We start from the raw sequence: 21,844 nt of genomic DNA on the forward strand, positions 1-21,844 counted from the left end.
GAAGCCGGACAGGGGGGGCAAGGTTTTCCTGACCCCATCGCCTGTCCTCCCGTCTGGGGCGGACCGCCTCAGACCTCCGCCAGCAGCGACTCCCAGGCCTTGAGGGCCCGCTCGGCGGAGAGCTCCTCCGCCCGCGCCAGGGCCCGCTGGCGCAGCTGCGCCCGCCAGTCCCCGTCCGTCACCACCCGGCCCAGGGCCTCCGCCATGGCCCCGTCGTTCTCCATGGGCACCAGCACGCCCGCCCGGCCCCCGTCCAGGGCCTCCGCAGGGCCCGAGGGGCAGTCCGTGCTGACGATGGGGCACCCCAGCGCCAGCGCCTCCAACAGCACCATGGGCAGCCCCTCGAAGCGGGACGACAAGGCGAAGGCCGTGGCCCGGCGCATCAGCGCATGCGGGTTGTCGGCATACCCAGGCATGAACACCGAAGCCCCCACGCCCAGTTCCTCCACCAGCGCCTTCAGGTCCGCCTCCAGCGACCCCACCCCCAGGATGAGCAGGTGGGTGTCGGAGCCAGCCGCCCGCATCCGGGCGTGCGCGCGGATGAGCACGTCGAAGGACTTCTGCGGCTCCAGCCGTCCCACCGCGATGACCACCGGCTTCTGGAACACCGGCTCCGCCCAGGCAGGCAGGGGCGCGTCCGACGCGGCGCGGATCCGCTCCGCGTCCACGAAGTTGGGGATGACCTCCAGCCGCTCCCGGTCCACGTTCACCAGCTCCGCGAAGGCCTTCGCGGAGTCGTAGCCACACGCCACGATGCGGTCCATCCCCGGGTAGAGCACCTTCAAGCCCCAGAGCTGGCGCCGCGGCTGCTCCCGGTGGAAGGCCCCCCAATCGAAGTGGACCATCCCCAACACCGGCTTGCCCAGCAGGGCCCCCGCCATCCGCGCCAGCAGGGCCGCCCGGCCCTCCTGTCCGGAGACGATGATGTCCGCCTTGCGCGCCTCGTGGAACAGCCGCCAGAGCATCCGGGGCAGCTCCCAGCGCCGGTACGCCTCCACCCCCACGCCCCAGGAGATGGGCACGTCCGAGGGGATCCGCCCGCGCGTGTCCGGCGGCGGCGGCCCGTGGTGGAAGAACAGCGAGGGTTCGAACCGCTCCCGGTCCAGGCCCGCCAGCACGTTGCACACCGAGCGCTCGATGCCGCCCGTCCCCATGAAGACGAGCGTGAACAGCACTCGCCGCCGCTCAGGGACCGAGGCCGTCATGTCTCGCCGCGCCTGCAGGTCCAATGTCTGGGATTCCCGGTAAGAAATGATTTTTATTCTCCCGCCCGGCGCGCGAGCGTCCGACGGGCCCATCCCTGGAGTTGCTCGTTGCTCAATAGCTCACGCACCTTGCGATAGGTAGCGAAGGCCGCGCGCCCCCGCCACTCTGGAGACAGTTGCAGGGCGTCGTGTTTCTGGATCTCCTGGGGTCCCCAGCGCAGCTTCGACACGTCCCTCCCCGAGGAGAGGTGCGCCACCTTCAGCCCCTGCTGGATGGCGTACTGGAGCGCCTCCGCCACGGTGGTGGTCATCACGCTGTAGTCCCCCCAGCGCGGCAGATAACCGGAATAGTAGAGATAAAGTGTGTCACCGCGGACAAAGCCGACTCGGCTGGCAACCACGGCGCCGCCAATACACAGTTGAAACACCCGCACGGCGTCCTGGCGCGCGAGCTGCTGGCAGAGGTCCGTGAGGAAACCCCGGGCCTGCTCCGAACCGAACACGTCGCGGTGCCGCACGCCCGCGTCCTCCGCCTCCGCGCGGGCCTGGTGCAGGCGGAAGAAGTCGGTCAGCGCCCCGGCGACCTCCTGGGGCGTCCGCGCGACCTGGAAGGTGAAGGACAGCCCGTCGCGCTTGAGCGAGTTGTAGCACTTGCGCAGCGACTCCTTGATGTTGCGCGAGCGCCCCGCCTTGAACGCCTCCCAGGTCGGGGCCAGCGGCAACACATACGCGGGCACCTCGCGCAGCGGCGTGAGCGGCGCCATGCGGGACAGCTCCCCCATGGCGGGCCCCTGCAGGTCCATGCCGCACCAGAGGATCCAATCCCATTCGGACGCGTGCGCGCGCAGATGCCGGGTGAGGGCCGCGTAGGCGGGGGCCTCCCATTCCGGCGCGCAGATGAGCCCGCGCAGCTCCGTGACGTTGGGGTCCGCGCCCAGGAACTGGAGCACGCGCGCGCGCACGGGGCCGGACCCCGGGCGCTCCGTGCGCATGAGCGGCGCCACCGCCCGGAGCGTCCCGTCCGCGCTCCTCACCGCGAGCACGAAGAGGTGGTCGCGCACGCTGTGGCGCTGCTCCTGGAAGTGGCGCCACCAGGTGATGTTCCACTCCCAGGTGGCGAAGGGCAGCCCCTGCCCCACCCGCTCCGCCAGCGCCCGCCACTCCGGGCCCAGCGCGTGGAACCCCTCCACCGTGTCCACCTGTTGGACGAAGAGGCGCATCAGAGCCACCGCAGGACGGTACGGGTGGCGAGCTTGAGCGCGGTGTGCTCCACCGCGCCCCACTCCCGCCGGTAGCGTTCGTGGATGAGCCGGTAGGCGCTCATGGCCTTGCTGGCGTCGCGCTCGTTGTGCATCAGCGAGGGCGCGCCGGTCCGGTACTCCAGCACCGCGCGGTCCAGGAACACGGCGCCCGCGCGGCGGATGGCGCGCAGGTAGAAGTCCACGTCCTCCACCAGCGGCAGCCGCGTGTCGTAGCCGCCCAGCTCGGGCAACAGCTCCCGGCGGATGAGGCACGCGGAGTTCACCAGCACCGTGGGCCGGAACAGCATGTTCGCCACCATCCAGCGCCGCGACCCCAGCCGCTGCGCGACGCGGGCCCTGCGCGCCGCGTCCTCGAAGTACGCCGTCTGCCGGGCCAGCACCGCGGGGTCGTCCCCGAAGGGCTCCACCCGTCCGAAGGCCACGCCCCGCTCCGGGTGCGCGTCGAGCGCCCGCGCGAGCGCCTGGTAGGCGCCCGGGGCCACGCGGTCGTCGTCGTCCAGGAAGTGCAGGTAGCGGCCGGTGGCGCCGGGCCAGCCCTCGTTGCGCACCGTGGCGGGGTTGCCGCCGGTGGGCACGTCGCGCTTCACGTACCGCACGCGCGCGTTCCCCAGCGCGAGGACCGCCTCTCGCGCGGAGCCCTCCGGGCTGTCGTCCAGCACCTGGACCTCCACGCGCACGCCGTCCTGCGACAGCGCGCTCCGCACCGCCTCCACCACGAGCGCGGGACGGCGGAAGGTGGGCACCACCACGGAGACATCGGGCGTCATGTCAGCACCTCCAGCCACGGCACCCCCGGTGCGCCATGTGGGGCGGGACTCGGCCTTCACTGCTTGGTGAATCAACAACCCGGGGGGGACTGCTGCCGGGAACCGGACGCTGGGTATAGGCTCACAATCCATCCTCGTGAAGAAACCCATCCGTCCCCCTCCCCTCCGGCTTCTCGCGTTCGCCCTGCTGGGGGCGTTCGCGGTGGTGGCCGTCATCGCGTTGCGCAACGTCCGCACCGCGCGCGCCGTGATGCACCCCGTGCGCCAGTCGCTGAGGCCGCTCGACGCCGGGATGCTCGCGGAGCGCACGGACGTGGCGCTGCGCACGCGCGATGGCTTGACGCTGCGCGGCTGGTACCTGCCTTCGCGCAACCGCGCGGCGGTGGCGGTGATGCACGGCTTCGCGGAGAACCGCACGCAGATGCTCTTCGAAGCGGAGGTGCTCTCTCGCGCGGGCTACGGCGTGCTGCTCTTCGACTCGCGCGGCCACGGCGAGAGCGAGGGCGACCTGGTGACCTGGGGCGACCGCGAGCGCGAGGACCTGCGCGCGGCGGTGGATTTCCTCTCGCACCGCGACGACGTGGACCCCTCCCGGCTGGGCGTGCTGGGCTTCTCCATGGGCGGCACCACCGCGATGCTGGGGGCGCTGGACGACCCACGGCTCAAGGCGGTGGCCGCCGCGGGCGCGTACCCGTCGCTGGAGGCGGACACGCGCTACAGCTACGGCAAGTGGGGCCCGCTGAGCGTGCAGCCGGTGCTGTGGACCCTGCGCCTGTCCGGCGTGGACGTGGACGCGGTGGACCCCATGAAGCGCCTGTGTGATTTGAAGGGCCGGCCGCTGCTGTTGATCAACGGCGACGTGGATCCGTACGCGCCCGCGTTCCTCCAGGACGCACTGTTCCAGGCCGCGTGCGAACCCAAGTCGTACTGGGTCGTGCCCGGCGCGCACCACGGCGAGTACGCGAAGAAGGCCCCGGAGGCGTACGCGCACCACCTGCGCGACTTCTTCGACGCGGCGCTGCTCGGCGGCGCCTGACGGCCCCTGCGTCCGACCGCGTCAGGACGTGTCAGGACGCGCCCGGCGGCTCCGGCGGTGCTTCGGGCGCGGCACGCCATTCCGGCGGCGCGTCCAGCGCGGGCCGGCCCTCCAGCAGCTCGTGAGGACGGAAGCCGGCCTTGTAGCGCAGGGAGTCGCACGCCAGCACGCGGTAGCCCAGGTAGACGTATGGGATGCCCCGCTCTCGCGCCAGCTCCACCTGGAACAGGACGCTCGCCTTGCCCAGCGACAGCCGCGCGTAGGCGGGGTCGTAGAAGAAGTACACCGCGCTCCACGCGCGCGGCGTCTCGTCGCACAGGCCCAGGCCCACGAGCTTCGGGCCGGCCGGGTCGCTGTCGTCGTACCAGGCCACCTCGCGCGCGGACGGGTGCGGGAAGGCGAACTGGAGCGAGTACTCCCGCGCGCCCAGCTCGGACGCATCCCAGTCGCGCGCCGTCTCCCGCTCCGCGTGCCACGCGCGGTACAGGGACAGGCGCTCCTCGTCCACGCGCGGCGGCCCCACCTCCACGCGCAGGTGCGCGCACGCCGCGCGGGCCCGGCGCTGGCTGCGGTTGGGCGTGAAGCCCGCCACCGGCACGCGCAGCGACACGCACTCCTGGCACGCCGCGCACGCGGGCCGGAAGTACTGCGGCCCGAACCGCCTCCAGCCGCGCACGAGCAGGTGCTCGTACTCCTGGGCCGTCACGTCGCGCATCAACAGCGTCTCCAGGGACGCCTCCCGCTCCGGCAGGTAGCTGCACGGACGCGGGTTCTCGATTTCATGTGCCAGCAGGACGGCCATCGGTGTTCCCTTCCTGTCGGCCCCAGGGCTTCGCGTCAAGCCATGCCTGCCCGTCCGGCGACCCACCCTCCGTCGAAACCGACCCGGATGGCCGGGCCTGTTCGTATCCGAAGGTGGCACAACGACTGCAAGCCCTGGCTCGTCGCCGTAGCGCTTGCGCGAAGGGATGGACGCCCATGGCCCGCGAGGAGCTGCACCCCGGATGGCCGCTGATGGAACCCGAGGAGGCGGACGGCCCCCTCTACAGCGGCGCGTTCCTCGACGAGGACGGCCCGGCCCCCTGCTCCGCCGCAGGGGACGTGGCGGAGGAACCCCACACGTTCGACTTCGCCATCGCCAGCTTCTGAAGCACCGCGGGCGGCCGGCCACGGTGTGGCAAGTCTGTCGCGCCTGCCCTGTAAACCGTGCCGTTCTTGCAGTCGACGGAGCGCGTCCGCTTCCTCGAACAGCGGGCGGGTGAAGCCGGACACAGGGGGGACCTGGGGCGGAATGCCCCCGTGGCGAAATGCCCCGGACACGGGGTGTCGCGGGCTGGCTTCTCAGTCGTGGGGCGCCACCGGTATAAGTCCGGGGCATATGTCCTCAATCGATGTCTCGGTGGTGATGCCGACGTACAAGCGCGAGAAGGAAGTGGTGGAGGCCATCCACTCCGCGCTGCGTCAGGAAGGCGTCCAGGTGGAGGTGCTGGTCCTGGACGACTCGGCCGAGGGCACGGCGCGCGACGCGGTGCAGGGCATGGGCGACGCGCGCGTGCGCTACTTCAAGCAGGAGGTGCCGTCGAAGGGCCGGCCCGCGCTGGTGCGCAACCACGGCGCCACGCTGGCCCGGGGCCGCTACCTGCACTTCCTGGACGACGACGACCTGCTGGCGGAGGGCGCGCTCAAGTCGATGGTCACGGCGCTGGACGCGCGGCCGGACGCGGGCGTGGCGGTGGGCTGGGTGGTGCCCTTCAGCGAGGACCCCGAGTGGCTGGAGGACAAGAGCACCTACTTCGAGCGGGTCGCGAAGGTGGGGGCCACCACGCCCAACAGCGCCTGGACGGTGGCGCACATCCTGTTCCTGGGCACGCTGTACGTGAACTCCGCGTGCATGGTGCGCCGCGAGTACTTCCAGCCGCTGGGCGGGTTCGATCCGAACATCCCCGTCTACGAGGACGTGGACTTCTACCTGCGCGGCATCCGCCGCTACGGCCACGTCTACGTCAACCGGCCCATCCTCAACTACCGCGTGGGCAAGCCGTCGCTGATGCACGACCTGGGCAAGAAGGGCGAGAAGGTGGAGAAGTCCGTGGCGGAGTCCAACGCCATCATCCACAACAAGTACCGGCGCGAACACGGTGAGCTGGAGTACCGCCTGCTCCAGCTGGCCACGCGCGCGCTGAAGGGCCGCTTCGGCCTGACGCGCTTCCTCCCCCTCAAGCTGCCTGACGCTTCCTGAAAGGGCCCCACCCCGTGAGCCTGCGCCGTCGTCTCGTTGGAACCGCCAAGCGGCAGCTGAAGCAGACCCTGGGGCCCGTGGTGCAACGCGCGATGGCCCCCGCGCGCGCCTCCCTCCCCCCGGGGACGTGGGAGCTGGAGTCGCGCGCCGGCCAGGGGCTGTTCCTGGAGGGCGTGTCGCTGTCGAAGCTGGCGCGGGAGCACGGCTCGCCGCTGCACGTGGTGCACCTGGCCGCGCTGCACCGCAACGCGGACGCGTTCCAGGCGGTGCCCCCGGGGGCGGCCGGCGGCTGCGAGGTGTACTACTCGTACAAGACGAACCCCGTGCCGGGCGTGCTGTCCGCGCTGCACGCGCGGGGCGTGGGCGCGGAGGTGATCTCCGCCTACGAGCTGTGGCTCGCGCTCAAGCTGGGCGTGGCGCCGGAGCGCATCGTCTACAACGGCCCGGTGAAGTCGGACGCGTCCATCCGCGAGTCCATCACCCGGGGCATCGGCCTGCTGGCGGCCAACCACCGCGAGGAGCTGGACGTGTTCGCGCGCCACGCGGCGGAGCTGGGCAAGCGCCCCCGCGTCGCGGTGCGCGTGACGACCGCCACCGGCTGGACGTCGCAGTTCGGCACGCCCATCGCGGGAGGAGAGGCGCTCGCGGCGTACCGCCAGGCGCTGGCGGCGGGGACGCTGGACGTCGTGGGCCTGCACGCGCACCGGGGTGAGCTCATCCGCACGGAGGCGGAGCTGGAGGCCTTCGTCGCCTCCGTGCTGGACTTCGCGGACGAGCTGCACCGGGAGCTGGGGCTGGACCTGGAGGTGCTGGACCTGGGCGGCAGCCTCTGCACGCCGACGGTGGAGCACATCGAGCAGCGGGACTGGCGGCTCAACCTCACCTTCCAGCGCGACCTGCCCGCGCCGGACTTCGCGGCGGCGCTCTCCATCGAGCGGTACGTGGCCAAGGTGGTGGCCCAGGTGGAGTCGCACTACGCGAAGCAGGGCCGCAAGCGGCCGCGCATCTTCCTGGAGCCGGGCCGGGCGATGACGGGCAACACCCAGCTGCTGCTGGGCCGCGTGCACGCGCTCAAGGAGGGCGGCGAGCGGATGTGGGCGGTGCTCGACATGGGCATCAACCACGCGGAGTGCGTGCGCAACGAATACCACCAGCTCTTCCACGTGGAGCGGCCGGACGCGCCGGCGCACCGGGCGTACACGGTGGTGGGCCCCATCTGCACCCCGGCCGACACGCTGTACCACGCGGTGCGGCTGCCGGAGCTGAAGGTGGGCGACACGCTGGCCATCATGGACGCGGGCGCGTACTTCGTGCCCTTCGGCACCTCCTTCTCCTTCCCGCAACCGGCCATCGTGGGCCTGGAGGGCGGGCAGGTGCGCCTGCTGCGCCGGGCGGAGACGCACGAGGACCTGATCACCTTCGACGACCCGGGCTCCGCGCCCCCGCGCACGGCCGCCGCCGGCTAGCTAGCGGTTGAGGACCATCATCCGCAGGAAGGCGCGGGGGTGGCGCGCGGCCCCGTAGGAGATGGTGGCCAGCTCCACCGCCGCGGGCATCATGTCGTCCCGGTCGATGAGCGGATCCACCGCCTTCGCCTTGTGGAGGTTGAACCACTCCCGCCACTGCCGGGCCTCGTGCGCCGGCAGCGCGCCGGACAGCCGCTGGAGGTTGAGCAGCATCTCCAGCGCGATGCGGTTGCAGAACACCGCGTCGTCATGCGCGGAGCAGGCCTCGCGCGCGTCCTCCACGGCGCGGGTGAGCGCGTCCCGGTCCCCCGTGGCGGCGTGGTACGCGAGCAGCGGCAGGGGCAGCCCCCGCGCGATGTCGAAGCCCATCTGCCCGTAGAAGCGCGGGTTGAAGTCGATGAGGAGGTAGGAGTCCTTCGTCTGGATGAACTCCACCTCGAAGACGCCGTGGTAGCCCAGCCGCTTGCACAGCCGGGTGAGGCCCGCGACGAGGTCCGGGCGCAGCGGCGCGGACTCGAAGCAGACGCCCACGCCCAGGCGGCGCGGACGCTGGAGGACCTTCATCGCGGCGCGGGCTTCGAACAGCTCACCGGATTCGTCCACGAAGCCGGAGAGGCTGTAGATGCCCTCCGCGGCCTCCGGGTGGAACTCCTGCACCATGGGGTTCACCACGGCGGGGTCGAACTTCACGAGCATGGGCGCGTAGGTGTCTCGCGCGAACTCGCGGTACTCGCGCGCCAGGTCGTCCGGGGACGCCACCGGCTGGCCCTTGCGGTGGGTGGCGTGGAGGATCTGCGTCGTGGGCTTGAGCAGCACCGGGAAGTTCGCCTCGCGGCGCACCTGCTCCAGGTCCTCCTCGGACTGGGGGAACCAGGTGCGCGGCAGGTGCAGCCCCACCTCCGTGCCCACCTCGTAGAGGCGGCGCTTGTTGAGCAGGCCGTACACCGCGTCCACGCCCGGGTCGTAGAGGTGGAAGAGGTCCTCCAGCTTGGAGCGGTGCGCGGAGATGAGCCACGCCAGCTCGTCGCTCGTCGGGTAGAGCACGTGCTTGACGGGTTCGCGCAGGCCGAAGTCCACCAGCCACTGGAGGAAGGCCTCCGGCTGCGACTCCGGCGGACACTGCACCCGGCGACTGACGAAGCGTGAGTAGCTCGCGGGCCCCAAGCGGCCGGTGTCCGCCACCGTCACGTCCACCCCATGACGGCCCAGACACCGCGCCGCGGCCAGGGTGCCGTAGAAGTTGGCGGAGAACAGCAACGCGGGGGGACGGGCCGCGATGACGGCCGCGGGGGCCTCATCGGAGTAAGCGGCCTCTTCCATCTCATGCTCCAGGTTCGCGGGGTCGGCCTCGCGGCGGGGCCGCGCGGAAGGACGACGGGAATGGCGGTCGGGGCGCTGCGCGAGGCGGCCTCCCCCGAGATCAGGGGTGGACGGGCCGGCGACCGAGGTGCTGGCCATCAGCCCCGCGGCGAGAAGCGTCAGAAGGTGCCTGTTCATGTCGAGCCGTCTGAGTCCGGAGGGTCGGGACCCCACCGGAAACCCAATTCCCGGCAGGATACCTTTTCCCGCTGCGCTTGCGACGGTCTCCCCAGACGATTGCGCGCCCAGGGGCGGGGCTGACTTCAGGGGGCGATCCCCCCGGGAGGCCGCCAGCACAGGCCGCCCCGGGGCAGCAGCCAGGCGTCGGGCGTGACACCCGGCGTCGTGCGCGCCAGCCGGAGGACGGATTCGGCGAACGCCTCCGGTGGCGCGGAATGGCCGGCGGCGCGCGCCGCCTTCCATGCCGCATCCCAGGCCTGGAAGAAGGCGTGGATCGGCTCGCCGGGGCGGACGCGGCGGCGCAGGTCCCGGGGCAGCCAGTCGCGAAGAAGCAGCGGCGCGAAGCCCCGGGAGAAGTCGGTGTGAAACAGCAGGCCCTCGCGCACGGGCGCGTCGTCCCCGGCCACCCGACGCAGCAGGTGGGCCACCAGCACCGCCCCCTCCGTGTCGGAGCTCCCCTCCACCAGCAGTCCCCCGGGCAGCAGCGCCCGCGCCATCGCGCGGTGGGCCTCTGGGATGCGCTCCTGCGGGCCCTGGCGCAGCAGGTTCATGGCGCGCACCAGCCGCGCGGGTTCATCCGGGGCCAGGGGCAGCGCGAAGCCGCCCTCGCGGAAGTGCGTGCGGGGAGCCGCGTGGGCGCGCGCGGCCGCGGCGGCGCGCTCGGGGTCCAGCTCCACGCCGACGACGGGCAGGCCCGGGTTGAGCGCGCGGAAGGCCACGGCGCTCTCCAGCGTGGTCCAGGGATGCTCGCCGAAGCCCACGTCCACGAAGGCGGCCCGGGCCCAGGCGTCGTCGTTCCGGGAGAGGAGCTCGGACTCGAAGTGGCACAGGTACGCATCCAGCGCGCGCAGGCGTCCGGGAGCCGTCCGTCCCCGCGTGCGGATGTCCAGGTCGGCGTCCATCGCTCCGACATGGGGGAGCGGGGCCTGGAACGTCAAGGCCGGAAGCGGCATGACACGCTGGAGCAAGGGACCCTCGGCCTTTCACCGCCGGCCCCAGGGAGCAGGCGCCTGCCTTCACCCAGCACGGCCCCCCTGCTCCATCTCAGGTGATTTTCGTCGCGCTCGCGGTGCTCCTAGAATCTGGCTTTCCGTGAGCGCTCCGTCCGCCCGCTGCCCCCGCTGTAGCGCGCCCCGAACCACCGGGCCCGAGTGCCCGGCCTGCGGCGTCATCTACCTGCGCGCGGAGGCACGCGCGGCCGCCCAGCAGGCCGAGGCCCGCGACCGCGAGGCCCGCGACGCGGCCCTGCGCGAGGCGGAGGACCAACGGCTCGCGCTGCGCGAGGCGCTGGAGGCCCACGCGGTTCCCTCGTTCGTGCCGCCCCACGTGGAGGCGATGCCGGCGCCCGCGACGCCGGAGCTCCCCTTCGACGACCGCGACGGCGCCGAAGCGCGGTTCGAGGCGTGGCTGCGAGTGGGCGTCCTGCCCGCGGCGCTCGTCGTCGCCCTCCTCGCGGTCCGTTCGCCTGGCTTCCACGCGTTGCTGCGCATCTTCCTCACGATGCCGGTGCACGAGCTGGGGCACGCCGTCACGGCGTGGTTCTGCGGCTTCAGCGCCACGCCCACGCTCTGGGTGACGCACATGTCCGAGGACCGGTCGGTCTTCATGATCCTCGTGATGGCGGCCCTGTCCTGCGCGCTGGCGTGGCGGGGTTGGAAGCGCCGCCACTGGAGCTGGGTGGGCGTGGGCGGGGTGCTGCTCGGGTTCCAGGCGGTGTGCACGTTCGGGCTCACCCACGCCCAGGCCAAGGCCCTCACCTTCTTTGGCGGAGACGCGGGCCTGATGGTGCTGGGCACGCTGCTGATGGCGACGTTCTACGTGCCCGAGCGCCACTACCTGCGCCAGCAGGCGCTGCGCTGGGGCTTCGTCGTCATCGGCGCGGCGGCGTTCATGGACGGCTTCGAGCAGTGGTGGGGGGCACGCACCGACGCGGACCGCATCCCCTTCGGCCGCATCGAGGGCGTGGGCCTGAGCGACCCGAGCACCCTGGTGGACCTCTACGGCTGGAACGTGAGCCGCGTCATCCACTGGAACGTGAACGTGGGCCTCGCCTGCCTCGCCGCCCTGGGCTCGCTCTACCTGGCCGCCCTCTGGCGCGCGCGCGACGCGCTGCGAGGCGGCTGAAGCGCGGGCTCGCGCCAGTCGCCGAAGGGCCACTCGAAGCCCGGCGTGCGGGACACCTCCGGCTTCCGCTTCCCGCGCCAGCGCAGCGCCTCGCCGGGGCGCAGCAGGAGCGCCTCCGGTCCTTCGCCCCGCTCCTCGCGCACCGGGGCCAGCCGCTCCGGATACGGATCCGCGTCCGGATTCTCATCCATGGCGCTGGCGCCCGCGACGGGCTCGCCCGGATAGCCGGCGTAGCGGGGGCCCATGCCCTCGCGCCAGTACCAGGGGGCGCCGCCATCCGCGCAGGGCACGACATAGCGAGCGCCCAGCAGCTGTCCGTAGCGCAGCGCCTCCTCCGGTCCCGCCATCAGCCGCTGCGGCGTGGTGAGGGCGTCGCGGGGCACGTTGACGAGGAACGCATCCAACGTCGTGAAGCCGAAGAAGATGGGCGGCAGCCGGAAGCCGCGCACGCCGCAGAAGAGCACGTCCACCGGGCCCTGCTGCTTGCGCACCCGGCGGCACACCGCGTCCATGTCCCCTCGCACGTCATGGCCGGCGTCCGCGAAGAAGGCCGCGGAGAAGTCCGGCGAGCGCACCAGCCACGTGTTGCCCTCGTTGAAGAGGTCCGGGTGGGGCCCCTCGCCGTCCGTGGGCTGCTCGCCGTGGAACGGCAGCGCGTGCACCGTCACGTCGCCCACCTGCCGCTGCTCGCCCCAGCGCAGGGCCTCCACGCGCGAGAACCCCAGTTGGGCCAGCCGCAGCGCGCAGTCCGTGGAGAAGAGGCTCTCTCGCGCCACCGCCGGCACGAAGATGCGGGTGTCGCGCGGCAGGGGCAGCAACGAGCCCAGGTGGAAGTGGTCCCCGTGTGAGTGGGTGATGACCACCGCGTCCACCCGCCCCAGGTCCCCTGCCTGCAACGGCGCGTAGCCGGGCAGGTCCACGTCACCCGCGGGACGGAAGTAGGGATCCACCAGCACGCGCCCCTCCCTGCCCGAGACCAGCACCGTGTTGTGTCCCACGAAGAGGGCGCCCGGCGCGGGCACCCGCACCGGCCCCGCGTGACGCGTGAGCCATCCGGCCTGCGACAGGTCGCCCAGCAGCTCGCCCACCACCGGCGCGGAGGCCAGGGCCCGGAGCTCCTCGCGCGTGGCGCCCCGGGCGAGCGCGGCGAACAGGTCCGCCACCGCCGGCCAGTCCTTCGCGCGCACCGGCACATCCAGGCCCAGCGACTCCTGGCGCAGGTGCAGGACGCGCGGACGGTGGCGCAGCGGATCCGGGAAGAGGACGTCCTCGCGCAGCACGCGCCGCCCCATGCGCCGCTTCGTGCCCTGGCAGAGCGCGGCGTAGCGGGGCGTCTGCTCCAGCCAGCGGATCAGCGCCTGGGCCTCGCGCAGCGCGCCCTCCCGCCCGAGCGCGGCGATGTGGCGCTTCAGCGGCAGTTGCGCGCGGCGCACCGGACGCGCGGTGGGCCCCTGGATGCTGCATCCCAGGTCCTCGTGATGGTCGGCCTCCGTGCGGGCGGAGGCGAGGACGGCCAGGCTGACGCCGCGGTGCAGGGTGAGTCGCATGCGGTGCGACGTCGCACGGAGCACCGGCCTTCGCAAGGGGACTCCACGGGCGACCGGCCGCCGGGCCGCTCGCGCTCGGCGATGGGACGACCCGAGTTGTCGGCTCCCGGCGGGGCCGGTACCCTCGTCCGCACCCATGGCCCACCCCGCCGCGCCGCTCCCCCCGGAGCCCTCCGCCCCCCTGTCCTCCGTGCCCGACGCCGTCACGCCGCGCTTCCGCTTCCTGCCCGCGGTGGACACCTGGAAGTACCACCTGCTGCTCGCCACGGTGGCCATCTTCATCCTGGGCCCGCTGGGAGGCGTGGCCGCGTCGTACATGAACTTCAGCCTGGGCTTCTTCGTCGCCAGCCAGGTGCTCTCCGGCATCCTCGGCAGCGTCGTCACCTACGGCTACGGCGCGGAGGGCAAGCACGGCGCCAACTACATGCAGACGATGGCCGCGTCGGTGGCCTCGCTGTGCGCCATGTCCGTGCTCATCCAGGCCATGGTGTGGCTGGGCATGCCCCAGCCTCCCGCGTGGCAGCTGATGCTCTTCGTCGGGTGCGTGGGCATGTTCGGCGTGGGCGTGGGCATGCTCTACACGCCGCTGCTCGTGGACAAGCTCCAGTTGGACTACCCGTCCGGCTACGCGGTGGCCAACATCCTGCGCGCGCTCACGGACAAGCGCCTGCTCAAGGCCTCCATCGCGAAGCTGGGCGGCGGCACCGGCCTGGGCATCCTGGCCGCGTGGCTCACGGAGAAGGTGGCCGCGGTCGCCGCGCTCAGCGTGAGCAGCTCCACGGTGGGCGCGGGCATGGTGGTGGGCAGCCGCATCACCGTGCCCACCATGGGCATGGGCCTCGTGGGCTTCGCGCTCACCCCGTACCTGCGCGACATCGGGTGGCTGGGGCCCAATGATCCGTACCGGAAGATCGGCTTCCTCATCTCGCTCGCGATGATCTGCGGCGCGGCGCTGGTGGACCTGTCGCTGCTGGCGGTGCAGGCGGTGGCGCGCATCCGGGGCCGCGCGCAGGCGCCGGTGGACGACGAGCCGGCGTGGAAGAAGGTCAACGTGCCCCGGCTCATCGCCTGGGTGGTGGGCTGGGGCGCGGCCGTCGTCGTGGTGGCCACGCAGGTGCTGCACCAGCCCCCGGGCTTCATCCTCTTCGGGCTCGCGCTGTCGCTGCTCTTCGTCCTCATCAACGGCATCGCCTACGGCATCAGCGACAACAACCCCATCTCCAGCGCCTTCGTGATGTCGGTGCTGCTGATGTCGCTGCTGGGGCTGAAGGATCCGCTGGTGGGCCTGATGGCGTCCTCCATCCTGCTCATCTCCACGTCGGTGGGCTGCGACATGCAGCAGGACCGCTCCACCGGGTGGCGCCTGGGCACCAACCGCGTGGTGCAGTTCCGCTACCAGGTGCTGGGCATCGGCATGGGCGCGGTGCTGTGCGTGACGCTGGCGCGCGTGTTCATGGGCGCCTACCCGGTGCTGTCCGTCAACCAGCTGGATCACCCGGACACCCACGTGGGCCAGTGGAGCTCCGCGATGACGTACAAGTTCGTGGGCGCCATCCGCGACCTGGGCGCGCTGTCGGACTACAAGGTGAAGGCGCTGCTCATCGGCCTCGCCATCGGGCTCTCCCTGGAGATCCTCCGCAAGGTCGTCCGCCGCCACCCGGCGTACCTGCGCTTCGTGCAGGGCTCGAAGGCGGGGTTCGGCGTGGGCTGGGTGATGGACTCGGTGGTGCTGGCCAGCCCCTACGCGTACGCGTTCGGCGGCTTCATCGCGCTGCCGGCGACGATCTGGTTCGGCGCGGGCGGCATCCTCACGTCCGCCTTCAACACCGTCTCCAAGCGCCTCCAGCGTCCGCCCGCCCCTGGCGAGACGGTCCTGCCGGAGGACATGAGCACCATGTCGCTGGTGGGCGGCGGCCTCATCGCCGGCGAGTCGCTCTTCTACCTGTTCGTGGGCCTGTACGGCCTCATGGCGCTGCTGGGCTGAGCCCCCCTGCCCCGGAGCACGGCTTGACTTTCCGTGCTTACGGGAGCACTTGTTGTCGCGTGAACCTCGTCATCGCCACCACCGCGACCACCACCACCACCGCTTCGGCGGGAGTGGGTGCGGTGCGCGTGTCGGGGGTCTGACGAGCGCACGGTTTCCCGCCCCGCCGAAGTCCGGCCGGGGCGACCGTGCAACCTCACACGCCCCGTGTCCGGCCCCGGCTGCTTCAACCCGACCGACACACGGAGACGACAATGCTCGACGAACACGACCACCGCGCGCTGGGCCAGCGCCTGGACCTCTTCCACCTGCAGGAGGAAGCCCCGGGCATGGTGTTCTGGCACCCGCGCGGACTGATGCTGTACCGGCTGCTGGAGGAGCACGTCCGCCAGCGCATGCGCGACGAGGGCTACCGCGAAGTCCGCACGCCCCAGCTCTGCGCCCAGCCGCTCTGGGAGCGCAGCGGCCACTGGGAGAACTTCCGCGAGAACATGTTCTGCCTGGAGGAAGGCGACCGGCACCTGGCGCTCAAGCCGGTGAGCTGCCCGGGCCACATCCAGCTCGTGCAGCGCATGGCGCCCAGCCACCGCGACCTGCCCCTGCGCCTGGGGGAGTTCGGGCTGGTGCACCGCAGCGAGCGCAGCGGCGCGCTGCACGGCCTGTTCCGCCTGCGCCAATTCACGCAGGACGACGGCCACATCTTCTGCGCGGCGGAGCAGGTGGAGGCCGAGGTGGTCCGCTTCGTGCGCTCGCTCAAGGCGTTCTACGCGGGCTTCGGCTTCGACGACGTGCAGGTGGCCTTCTCCAGCCGCCCGGAGGCGCGCGCGGGAAATGACACGGTCTGGGACCAGGCGGAGGCGTGGCTCCAGTCCGCCGCGCGGCAGGCGGGCTTGAGCTGCATGGAGCAGCCCGGCCAGGGCGCCTTCTACGGGCCCAAGCTGGAGTTCGTGCTGCAAGACAGGCTGGGCCGCGCGTGGCAGTGCGGGACGATCCAGCTGGATCTGGTGCTCCCGGAGCGCTTCGACCTGCACTACGCCGGGCCGTCCGGAGAACGCCTGCGCCCGGTGATGCTTCACCGCGCGCTGTTCGGCAGCCTGGAGCGCTTCATCGGGGTCCTGCTGGAGCACCACGGGGGCGCGCTGCCCGCATGGCTCGCGCCCGAGCAGGTGGTGGTGGCCTCCGTGGGCGAGGGGGCCGCCGCGTACGCGGAGGCGCTGGCCGCGCGGCTGCGGCGCGCGGGCTGCCGCGCCCGGGCGGACGTGCGGGACGAGTCGCTGTCGAAGAAGGTCCTGGGCTCGCACGAGGACGGCGTCCCCTTCCTCGCGGTGGTGGGAGGCCGGGAGGTGGAAGCCCAGGGCGTCCGCCTGCGCCAGCGCGACGGCGCCCAGCGCGACCTGCCGCTGGACGAGGCCGTGGCGTGGCTGTCCGCGGCGTGTCAGCCGGCCGTGGCGGGCTGAGCGCGTCGACGTGAACCAGGGCCCGGCGTCCTCCCTTCACCCGAAGGGGGGGCGCCGGGCCCGTCGAAGGGTCAGGAGTAGAGGCTCAGGTGTTCCAGCGGCTCGCCGGGGCGCAGGAGCGTGTCGGGCACGGAGGCGACGTCGTCCCGGCGGAGGATGCCCACCGCGCGGTGCTCCGCGTCCACGACCACCAGCCGGTTCACGCGGTGCTCCTCCATCAGGCGCTCGCCGTCATCCAGCGTGTCGTCCGCCGAGCAGGTGACGGGCGCGGCCGTCATCGCGTCGCGCACGGTGGCGACGTAGGGGTCCTGTCCGTGGATGGTGGAGCGCATGGAGAGGTCCTGGTCGGTGAGCAGGCCCACCAGCTCACCGTGCTCCGTGACGGGGAGCGCGCCGAGCGTACAGGTGTCCAACCGCTCGGCGGCGGCGCGCAGGCACTCCCCCGCGTCGATGGTCTCCACGTCCTTGTGCATCAGCTCCGAAATCCGCATGGGGAAACTCCTCGTGACGGGCGGGGTGCTCCGGAGAAGTACAAATGGCGCACCGCTCTGTTCGCCACGCGCGGCAAGGCCCGCTGGGACGTGCGGGGTCACGCCGGAGTGCCAGCCCCCCGCCTGCCTCCCTGGTATACGGTGCGACGCAGGACGCGGCGGAGCATCCAACGCGGTGCTCCGGGCCCAGGCCCGAAACGTGGAGGAGGACCCATGGCGGACAAGCTCAACCTTTCCAACGACGAGTGGCGCAAGCGCCTCACCCCCGAGGAGTTCGACGTGCTGCGACGGCACGGCACCGAGTACCCGGGGACGGGCTGCTTCCTCGGCACCAAGACGCCCGGCACCTACGTGTGCGCGGGGTGCAACAACCCGCTCTTCAAATCGGGGACGAAGTTCGAGTCCGGCACCGGCTGGCCGTCCTTCACCCAGACGCTGTCGCCCGACTCCGTCACGGAGATCCGCGACGTGTCCCACGGCATGGTGCGCACCGAGGTCCGCTGCGCCCGCTGCGACGGCCACCTGGGCCACGTCTTCCCGGATGGCCCGCCGCCCACCGGGCTGCGCTACTGCATGAACTCCGTGGCCATGAAGCACGTCCCGGAAGGCAGCCCCATCGAGCTGGTCCAGGCGTAGGCACCCCAGGCCGCCGCGCCGCTCCCCACGTTCAGGCACCCGCCCCGGACGTGGGGTTCCCCTTGCTTCCGGGCCCCCGCCAGTCCCTGCCCCGCCGCCCCTGCTGGAGCGACATGCGCCGAACCTCGACCGGACTCCTGGCGGCGCTCGTCACCGCGCTCTTCTTCCACGGTGTGGCCTGGGGTGCCCCCCCTCCGAAGCCCGCGCCGCCTCCGGGCCGCGCGACGGAGTGGCTCTTCCAGGACCGGCTGGCCCCGCCGTGGGAGGACCTGACCTGGGCCGGCGCGCACTCGCTGAGCGCCACTGTCGCTGGGGGCTCGGGCGCGCGTGCCATCTCCGTGGCGCTGGGCCCGTGGGAGGCGCTGTACTTCGGCCACCCGGGCTTCGACGTGGCACCGGGAGACACGCTGGTCCTCAAGGTGAACGGAGGAAAGGACGGCCAGGGCGCGGCGGTGCGCGTGCGCGTCGTCATCGGCACGGAGCAGCCGGTGGGCGTGCCCCTGGGCCCCACCTGTGACGGGGGCGCCATCGCGGCACGGAAGTGGATCACCTGCCGCGTGCCCATGAGCCAGCTGGTCCCCGAGGGGCGGACGCGCATCACCGGCCTCTGGCTCCAGGAGGACCGCGGCAAGGCGCTGCCGCCGCTCTCCTTCGATGACATCGGCGTGGAGCGCGGGGCCGCGCCGGAGGCCAAGGGCGTCGGCATCGCGGTGGAGCCGCGGGGCATCCTCCTGGCGCCGGGTGCCACGCAGGCCTTCACCGCCACGGTGATGGGCAGCGACAACACGGCGGTGTCCTGGACCGTGGAGCCGGGCAACGAGCGGGGCGTCCTCACCGCGGACGGCGTCTACACGGCGCCCCGGAAGCCGGGCACGTACCGGGTGATGGCCCGGAGCCAGGCGGATCCCAGCCAGCTGGCCGAGGCCCGCGTGGTGGTGGACGCGTCCACACCGGCCAGCCCTCCGCCCTCGCCCGGCGGCTCCGGCAAGTGGGTGTCGGGCTACTACACGGGCTGGAACGCGGATGACTATCCGCCGGAGAAGGTGGACTTCAGCGCGCTCACGCACATCCTCGTGGGCCGCGTCATCCCGAAGGCGGATGGCACGCTCAGCACCCAGTTCGACAACGACCGGGGACCGGAGATCGCTCGGACCCTGGCCAGACGCGCGCACGCCGCGGGCCGCAAGGCGATCATCATGGTGGGCGGCTCCGGCGAACACGACGGCTGGGTGGGCGCCGCCTCCGACGCGAACCGCGCGAAGTTCGTCACCCGCCTGCTCAAGGCGGTGGATGACTTCGGCTACGACGGGCTCGACCTGGACTGGGAGCCGGTGAAGCAGGAGGACCGGCCGAACCTGCTCGCCCTGGTGAAGGCCCTGCGCCAGGCGCGGCCGAACATGCTGCTCACCTTCCCCATCCATTGGATCAACACCAACTTCCCCGACGACGCCGACCCCTGGTTCGCGCGGCTCGCGCCCTATTTCGATCAGATGAACCTGATGTCCTACGAGATGATTGGCGCGTGGGACGGGTGGAAGTCCTGGCACACCTCCGCGCTGCGCGGGGAGCAGGGGCTGCACCCCACGTCCATCGCCTCCAGCCTGGAGCTGTGGGTCCAGGCGGGCATCCCCAAGGCGAAGCTGGGCATGGGCATCCCGTTCTATGGCCTCGCGTGGCGCCACATCACCGGCCCGTACCAGCCCTTCACCGACTGGTCCGACTACGTCGGCGGGGACAACTCCTTCACCTACAAGAAGATCCTCCGCTATTCGAAGCAGGGCACCTACCGGTGGGACGCGAAGGCCCAGGCCAGCTACGTGACCTTCGCGCCGGACAAGCAGGTGGAGGACGGCACGGTGACGTGGATCTCCTACGACAGCCCGCAGGCCATCGCCGCGAAGGGCGCCTTCGTGAAGCAGGAGGGCTATGGGGGCACCATCCTCTGGACCTTGAACCAGGGCTGCACCGACCCCGCCACCGGCGACAATCCACTACTGGACGCGGTGAAGAAGGCCTTCCTCCCGTAGCACGTCCGCCAGGACCTCCCCTGGCCTCCTCCAGGTCGGGGTGCCCGGCCCAGCCTCCATCCCGAAGCTGAAGGAGCCCGCCATCACGGCGCGGCGCGTGAGCCAGTCCAGCTCACCTTCCCGGGGAGGAGTGCCATGCGAAGACATTCGACAACGTGGTTGATCGGGGTGATGGCCACCGCGCTGCTCATGGGCCTCACGCTGGCGGCCTGCCCCGGGGACATGGGCGGGATGGAGGCCGCCCCGCAAGCCGAACAGCAAACCGAGCAGAGCGCCCAGGCGGCCTCGACGGCGTGGATCTACCAGGACCAGCTGGCGTCGCCATGGGTGGACGCCACCTGGGCGAAGGTCCACTCCCTGAGCAACACCAATCCCGTGGCGACGGGCCAATACTCCATCTCCGTGACGATGGGGCCCTGGGAGGGCCTGTACTTCGCCCATCCGACGGTGGTGCCGGTCGCGACCGGGGACACGCTGGTGCTGAAGGTGCACGGGGGGACGAACAGCAACAACGTGGCGCTCCGCGTGCGAGCCATCATCGGCGCGTCACAGCCGGTGGGCGTCCCCCTGGGGCCCACCTGTGACGGGGGCGCCGTCCAGGCCGGGAAGTGGGTCAGCTGCCGCGTTCCCATGAGCCAGCTGATCCCCGCGGGCCGGACGAGCTTCACCGGCATCTGGATCCAGGAAGACAGCGGCAAGACGCTGGCGCCGCTCTACTTCGACGACATCGGCGTGGAGCAGGCCGCGGCGCCGGTGCAGGTCACCGTGAGCCCCACCAGCGCCACGCTGGCTCCCGGCGCCACGCAGGCCTTCACCGCCACGGTGACGGGCAGCCCCAACACCGCGGTCACCTGGTCCGTGGATCCCGCCCAGAACGGCGGCACCGTCACCGCCCAGGGCGTCTATGCGGCGCCCGCGACCGCGGGCACGTACCGGGTGGTCGCCCAGAGCCAGGCGGACCCGAGCAAGCAGGCCATCGCCACCATCGTCGTCACCCCGCCCACCGCGACGGGCAAGTGGGTGTCGGGCTACTACACGGGCTGGAACGCGGACGACTATCCGCCGGAGAAGGTGGACTTCAGCGCGATCACCCACATCCTCGTGGGCCGCGCCGTCCCGAAGGCGGATGGCACGCTCAGCACCCAGTTCGACAACGACCAGGGTCCGCAGATCGCCCGCACGCTCTCACAGCGCGCGCACGCCGCGGGCCGCAAGGCGATCATCATGGTGGGCGGCTCCGGTGAACACGACGGCTGGGTGGGCGCCGCCTCCAACGCGAACCGGACGAAGTTCGTCACCAACCTGCTCAAGGCGATGGACGACTTCGGCTACGACGGGCTCGACCTGGACTGGGAACCCGTGGACGTGGCGGACCGGCCGAACCTGCTCGCCCTGGTGAAGGCCCTGCGTCAGGCGCGGCCGAACATGCTGCTCACCTTCCCCATCCATTGGATCAACATCAACTTCCCGGAGGACGCGGACCCCTGGTACGCGCAGCTCGCGCCCTACCTCGACCAGGTGAACGTCATGTCCTACGAGATGATTGGTCCGTGGGACGGGTGGCAGTCCTGGTTCACCTCCGCGCTCAAGGGCGAGACCGGCGTGCACCCCACGTCGGTGGCCTCCAGCCTGGCGCTGTGGGTGCAGGCGGGCATCCCCAAGGCGAAGCTGGGCATGGGCATCCCGTTCTACGGCCTCGCGTGGCGCCACATCACCGGCCCGTACCAGCCCTTCACCGACTGGTCCGACTACGTCGGCGGGGACAACTCCTTCACGTACAAGAAGATCACCGGCTATGCCCCCAAGGGCACCTACCACTGGGATGACACCGCGCAGGCCGACTACCTCACCTTCGCCCCTCCGAACCTGCCGGAGGATGGGACGGTGACGTGGATCTCCTACGACGGGCCCCGGGCCATCGCCGCCAAGGGCGCCTTCGCCAAGGCCCAGGGCTATGGCGGCACCATCATCTGGACCGTGAACCAGGGCTGCACCAACCCCACCACCGGCGCCAACCCGCTGCTGGACGCGGTGAAGGCGGCCTTCCTCCAGTAGCCAGGAGGC

18 protein-coding genes are annotated in these 21,844 nt (G+C 71.8%); 10 read left to right on the plus strand and 8 right to left on the minus strand.

Annotated elements, in window-relative coordinates; translation table 11 throughout:
• Nucleotides 1-68: 68 nt before the first annotated feature.
• Genes FOF48_RS06595 through FOF48_RS06605 form a run of 3 tightly spaced genes read right to left on the minus strand, consistent with a single transcriptional unit; the run spans nucleotide 69 to nucleotide 3,234 of the window.
• On the minus strand, nucleotides 69-1,205 hold the full coding sequence (locus FOF48_RS06595) for a glycosyltransferase (protein ID WP_143899316.1): 1,137 nt from the start codon (nucleotides 1,203-1,205) through the stop codon (nucleotides 69-71).
• Between the two features lie 53 nt (nucleotides 1,206-1,258).
• Complete coding sequence (locus FOF48_RS06600; RefSeq protein ID WP_143899317.1) at nucleotides 1,259-2,425, minus strand: GNAT family N-acetyltransferase; 1,167 nt, start codon at nucleotides 2,423-2,425, stop codon at nucleotides 1,259-1,261.
• On the minus strand, nucleotides 2,425-3,234 hold the full coding sequence (locus tag FOF48_RS06605; protein WP_143899318.1) for a glycosyltransferase family 2 protein: 810 nt from the start codon (nucleotides 3,232-3,234) through the stop codon (nucleotides 2,425-2,427). The genes FOF48_RS06600 and FOF48_RS06605 overlap by 1 nt, the downstream gene beginning before the upstream one ends.
• A 136-nt stretch (nucleotides 3,235-3,370) precedes the next feature.
• Between FOF48_RS06605 and FOF48_RS06610 the strand changes: the two genes are divergently transcribed.
• Nucleotides 3,371-4,270, plus strand: a complete 900-nt coding sequence (locus FOF48_RS06610) for an alpha/beta hydrolase (RefSeq protein ID WP_255441973.1) — start codon at nucleotides 3,371-3,373, stop codon at nucleotides 4,268-4,270.
• Between the two features lie 31 nt (nucleotides 4,271-4,301).
• Here FOF48_RS06610 and FOF48_RS06615 read toward each other — a convergent pair whose 3' ends face one another.
• Entirely contained in the window at nucleotides 4,302-5,072 is a 771-nt protein-coding gene (locus FOF48_RS06615; protein WP_143899319.1) for an arginyltransferase, read from the minus strand.
• 176 nt (nucleotides 5,073-5,248) lie between these two features.
• On the opposite strand from FOF48_RS06615, the gene FOF48_RS36370 reads away from it, so the two are divergent.
• The 3 genes from FOF48_RS36370 to FOF48_RS06625 all read left to right on the plus strand — a co-directional run bounded on the left by FOF48_RS36370 (nucleotide 5,249) and on the right by FOF48_RS06625 (nucleotide 7,975).
• On the plus strand, nucleotides 5,249-5,419 hold the full coding sequence (locus tag FOF48_RS36370; RefSeq protein WP_161664241.1) for a hypothetical protein: 171 nt from the start codon (nucleotides 5,249-5,251) through the stop codon (nucleotides 5,417-5,419).
• Nucleotides 5,420-5,648: 229 nt separating this feature from the next.
• Complete coding sequence (locus tag FOF48_RS06620) at nucleotides 5,649-6,509, plus strand: glycosyltransferase family 2 protein (RefSeq protein ID WP_143899320.1); 861 nt, start codon at nucleotides 5,649-5,651, stop codon at nucleotides 6,507-6,509.
• Between the two features lie 14 nt (nucleotides 6,510-6,523).
• On the plus strand, nucleotides 6,524-7,975 hold the full coding sequence (locus FOF48_RS06625; protein WP_143899321.1) for a pyridoxal-dependent decarboxylase: 1,452 nt from the start codon (nucleotides 6,524-6,526) through the stop codon (nucleotides 7,973-7,975).
• On the opposite strand, the gene FOF48_RS06630 is transcribed toward FOF48_RS06625, so the two are convergent.
• Nucleotides 7,976-9,295, minus strand: coding sequence for a carbamoyl-phosphate synthase (locus tag FOF48_RS06630; protein ID WP_186001811.1), 1,320 nt, complete (start codon nucleotides 9,293-9,295; stop codon nucleotides 7,976-7,978). It lies immediately after the preceding gene.
• 302 nt (nucleotides 9,296-9,597) lie between these two features.
• Nucleotides 9,598-10,416, minus strand: coding sequence for a methylase (locus tag FOF48_RS06635; RefSeq protein WP_143899322.1), 819 nt, complete (start codon nucleotides 10,414-10,416; stop codon nucleotides 9,598-9,600).
• Nucleotides 10,417-10,606: 190 nt separating this feature from the next.
• On the opposite strand from FOF48_RS06635, the gene FOF48_RS06640 reads away from it, so the two are divergent.
• Entirely contained in the window at nucleotides 10,607-11,638 is a 1,032-nt protein-coding gene (locus tag FOF48_RS06640; protein WP_143899323.1) for a hypothetical protein, read from the plus strand.
• Here FOF48_RS06640 and FOF48_RS06645 read toward each other — a convergent pair.
• Nucleotides 11,590-13,185, minus strand: a complete 1,596-nt coding sequence (locus tag FOF48_RS06645; RefSeq protein ID WP_143899324.1) for an MBL fold metallo-hydrolase — start codon at nucleotides 13,183-13,185, stop codon at nucleotides 11,590-11,592. The two genes, FOF48_RS06640 and FOF48_RS06645, sit on opposite strands and share 49 nt — an antisense overlap.
• Nucleotides 13,186-13,321: 136 nt before the next feature.
• Between FOF48_RS06645 and FOF48_RS06650 the strand changes: the two genes are divergently transcribed.
• The gene (locus FOF48_RS06650; protein WP_143899325.1) at nucleotides 13,322-15,169 is read left to right on the plus strand and encodes an OPT/YSL family transporter; all 1,848 of its coding nucleotides are present in this window, start codon (nucleotides 13,322-13,324) and stop codon (nucleotides 15,167-15,169) included.
• A 254-nt stretch (nucleotides 15,170-15,423) separates the two neighbouring features.
• Nucleotides 15,424-16,626: a threonine--tRNA ligase gene (gene thrS, locus FOF48_RS06655; RefSeq protein WP_143899326.1), complete on the plus strand. Its 1,203-nt coding sequence runs from the start codon at nucleotides 15,424-15,426 to the stop codon at nucleotides 16,624-16,626.
• 71 nt (nucleotides 16,627-16,697) lie between these two features.
• Here the strand turns inward: thrS and FOF48_RS06660 are convergent, their stop codons facing one another.
• Nucleotides 16,698-17,117, minus strand: coding sequence for a CBS domain-containing protein (locus tag FOF48_RS06660; RefSeq protein WP_143899327.1), 420 nt, complete (start codon nucleotides 17,115-17,117; stop codon nucleotides 16,698-16,700).
• Nucleotides 17,118-17,330: 213 nt separating this feature from the next.
• Between FOF48_RS06660 and msrB the strand changes: the two genes are divergently transcribed.
• From msrB to FOF48_RS06675, 3 genes are all read left to right on the plus strand, one after another.
• Nucleotides 17,331-17,753 carry a peptide-methionine (R)-S-oxide reductase MsrB gene (gene msrB, locus FOF48_RS06665; protein WP_143899328.1) on the plus strand — a complete coding sequence of 141 codons (423 nt, stop codon included), beginning with the start codon at nucleotides 17,331-17,333 and terminating at the stop codon, nucleotides 17,751-17,753.
• 113 nt (nucleotides 17,754-17,866) lie between these two features.
• Nucleotides 17,867-19,780 (plus strand): glycoside hydrolase family 18 protein, encoded by a 1,914-nt coding sequence (locus tag FOF48_RS06670; protein WP_143899329.1) that lies wholly within the window; start codon nucleotides 17,867-17,869, stop codon nucleotides 19,778-19,780.
• A gap of 135 nt (nucleotides 19,781-19,915) precedes the next feature.
• Nucleotides 19,916-21,835 carry a glycosyl hydrolase family 18 protein gene (locus FOF48_RS06675; RefSeq protein ID WP_143899330.1) on the plus strand — a complete coding sequence of 640 codons (1,920 nt, stop codon included), beginning with the start codon at nucleotides 19,916-19,918 and terminating at the stop codon, nucleotides 21,833-21,835.
• Nucleotides 21,836-21,844 lie beyond the last annotated feature (9 nt).

Source organism: Corallococcus sp. Z5C101001 (genome assembly GCF_007352635.1).
Taxonomy (GTDB): domain Bacteria; phylum Myxococcota; class Myxococcia; order Myxococcales; family Myxococcaceae; genus Corallococcus; species Corallococcus silvisoli.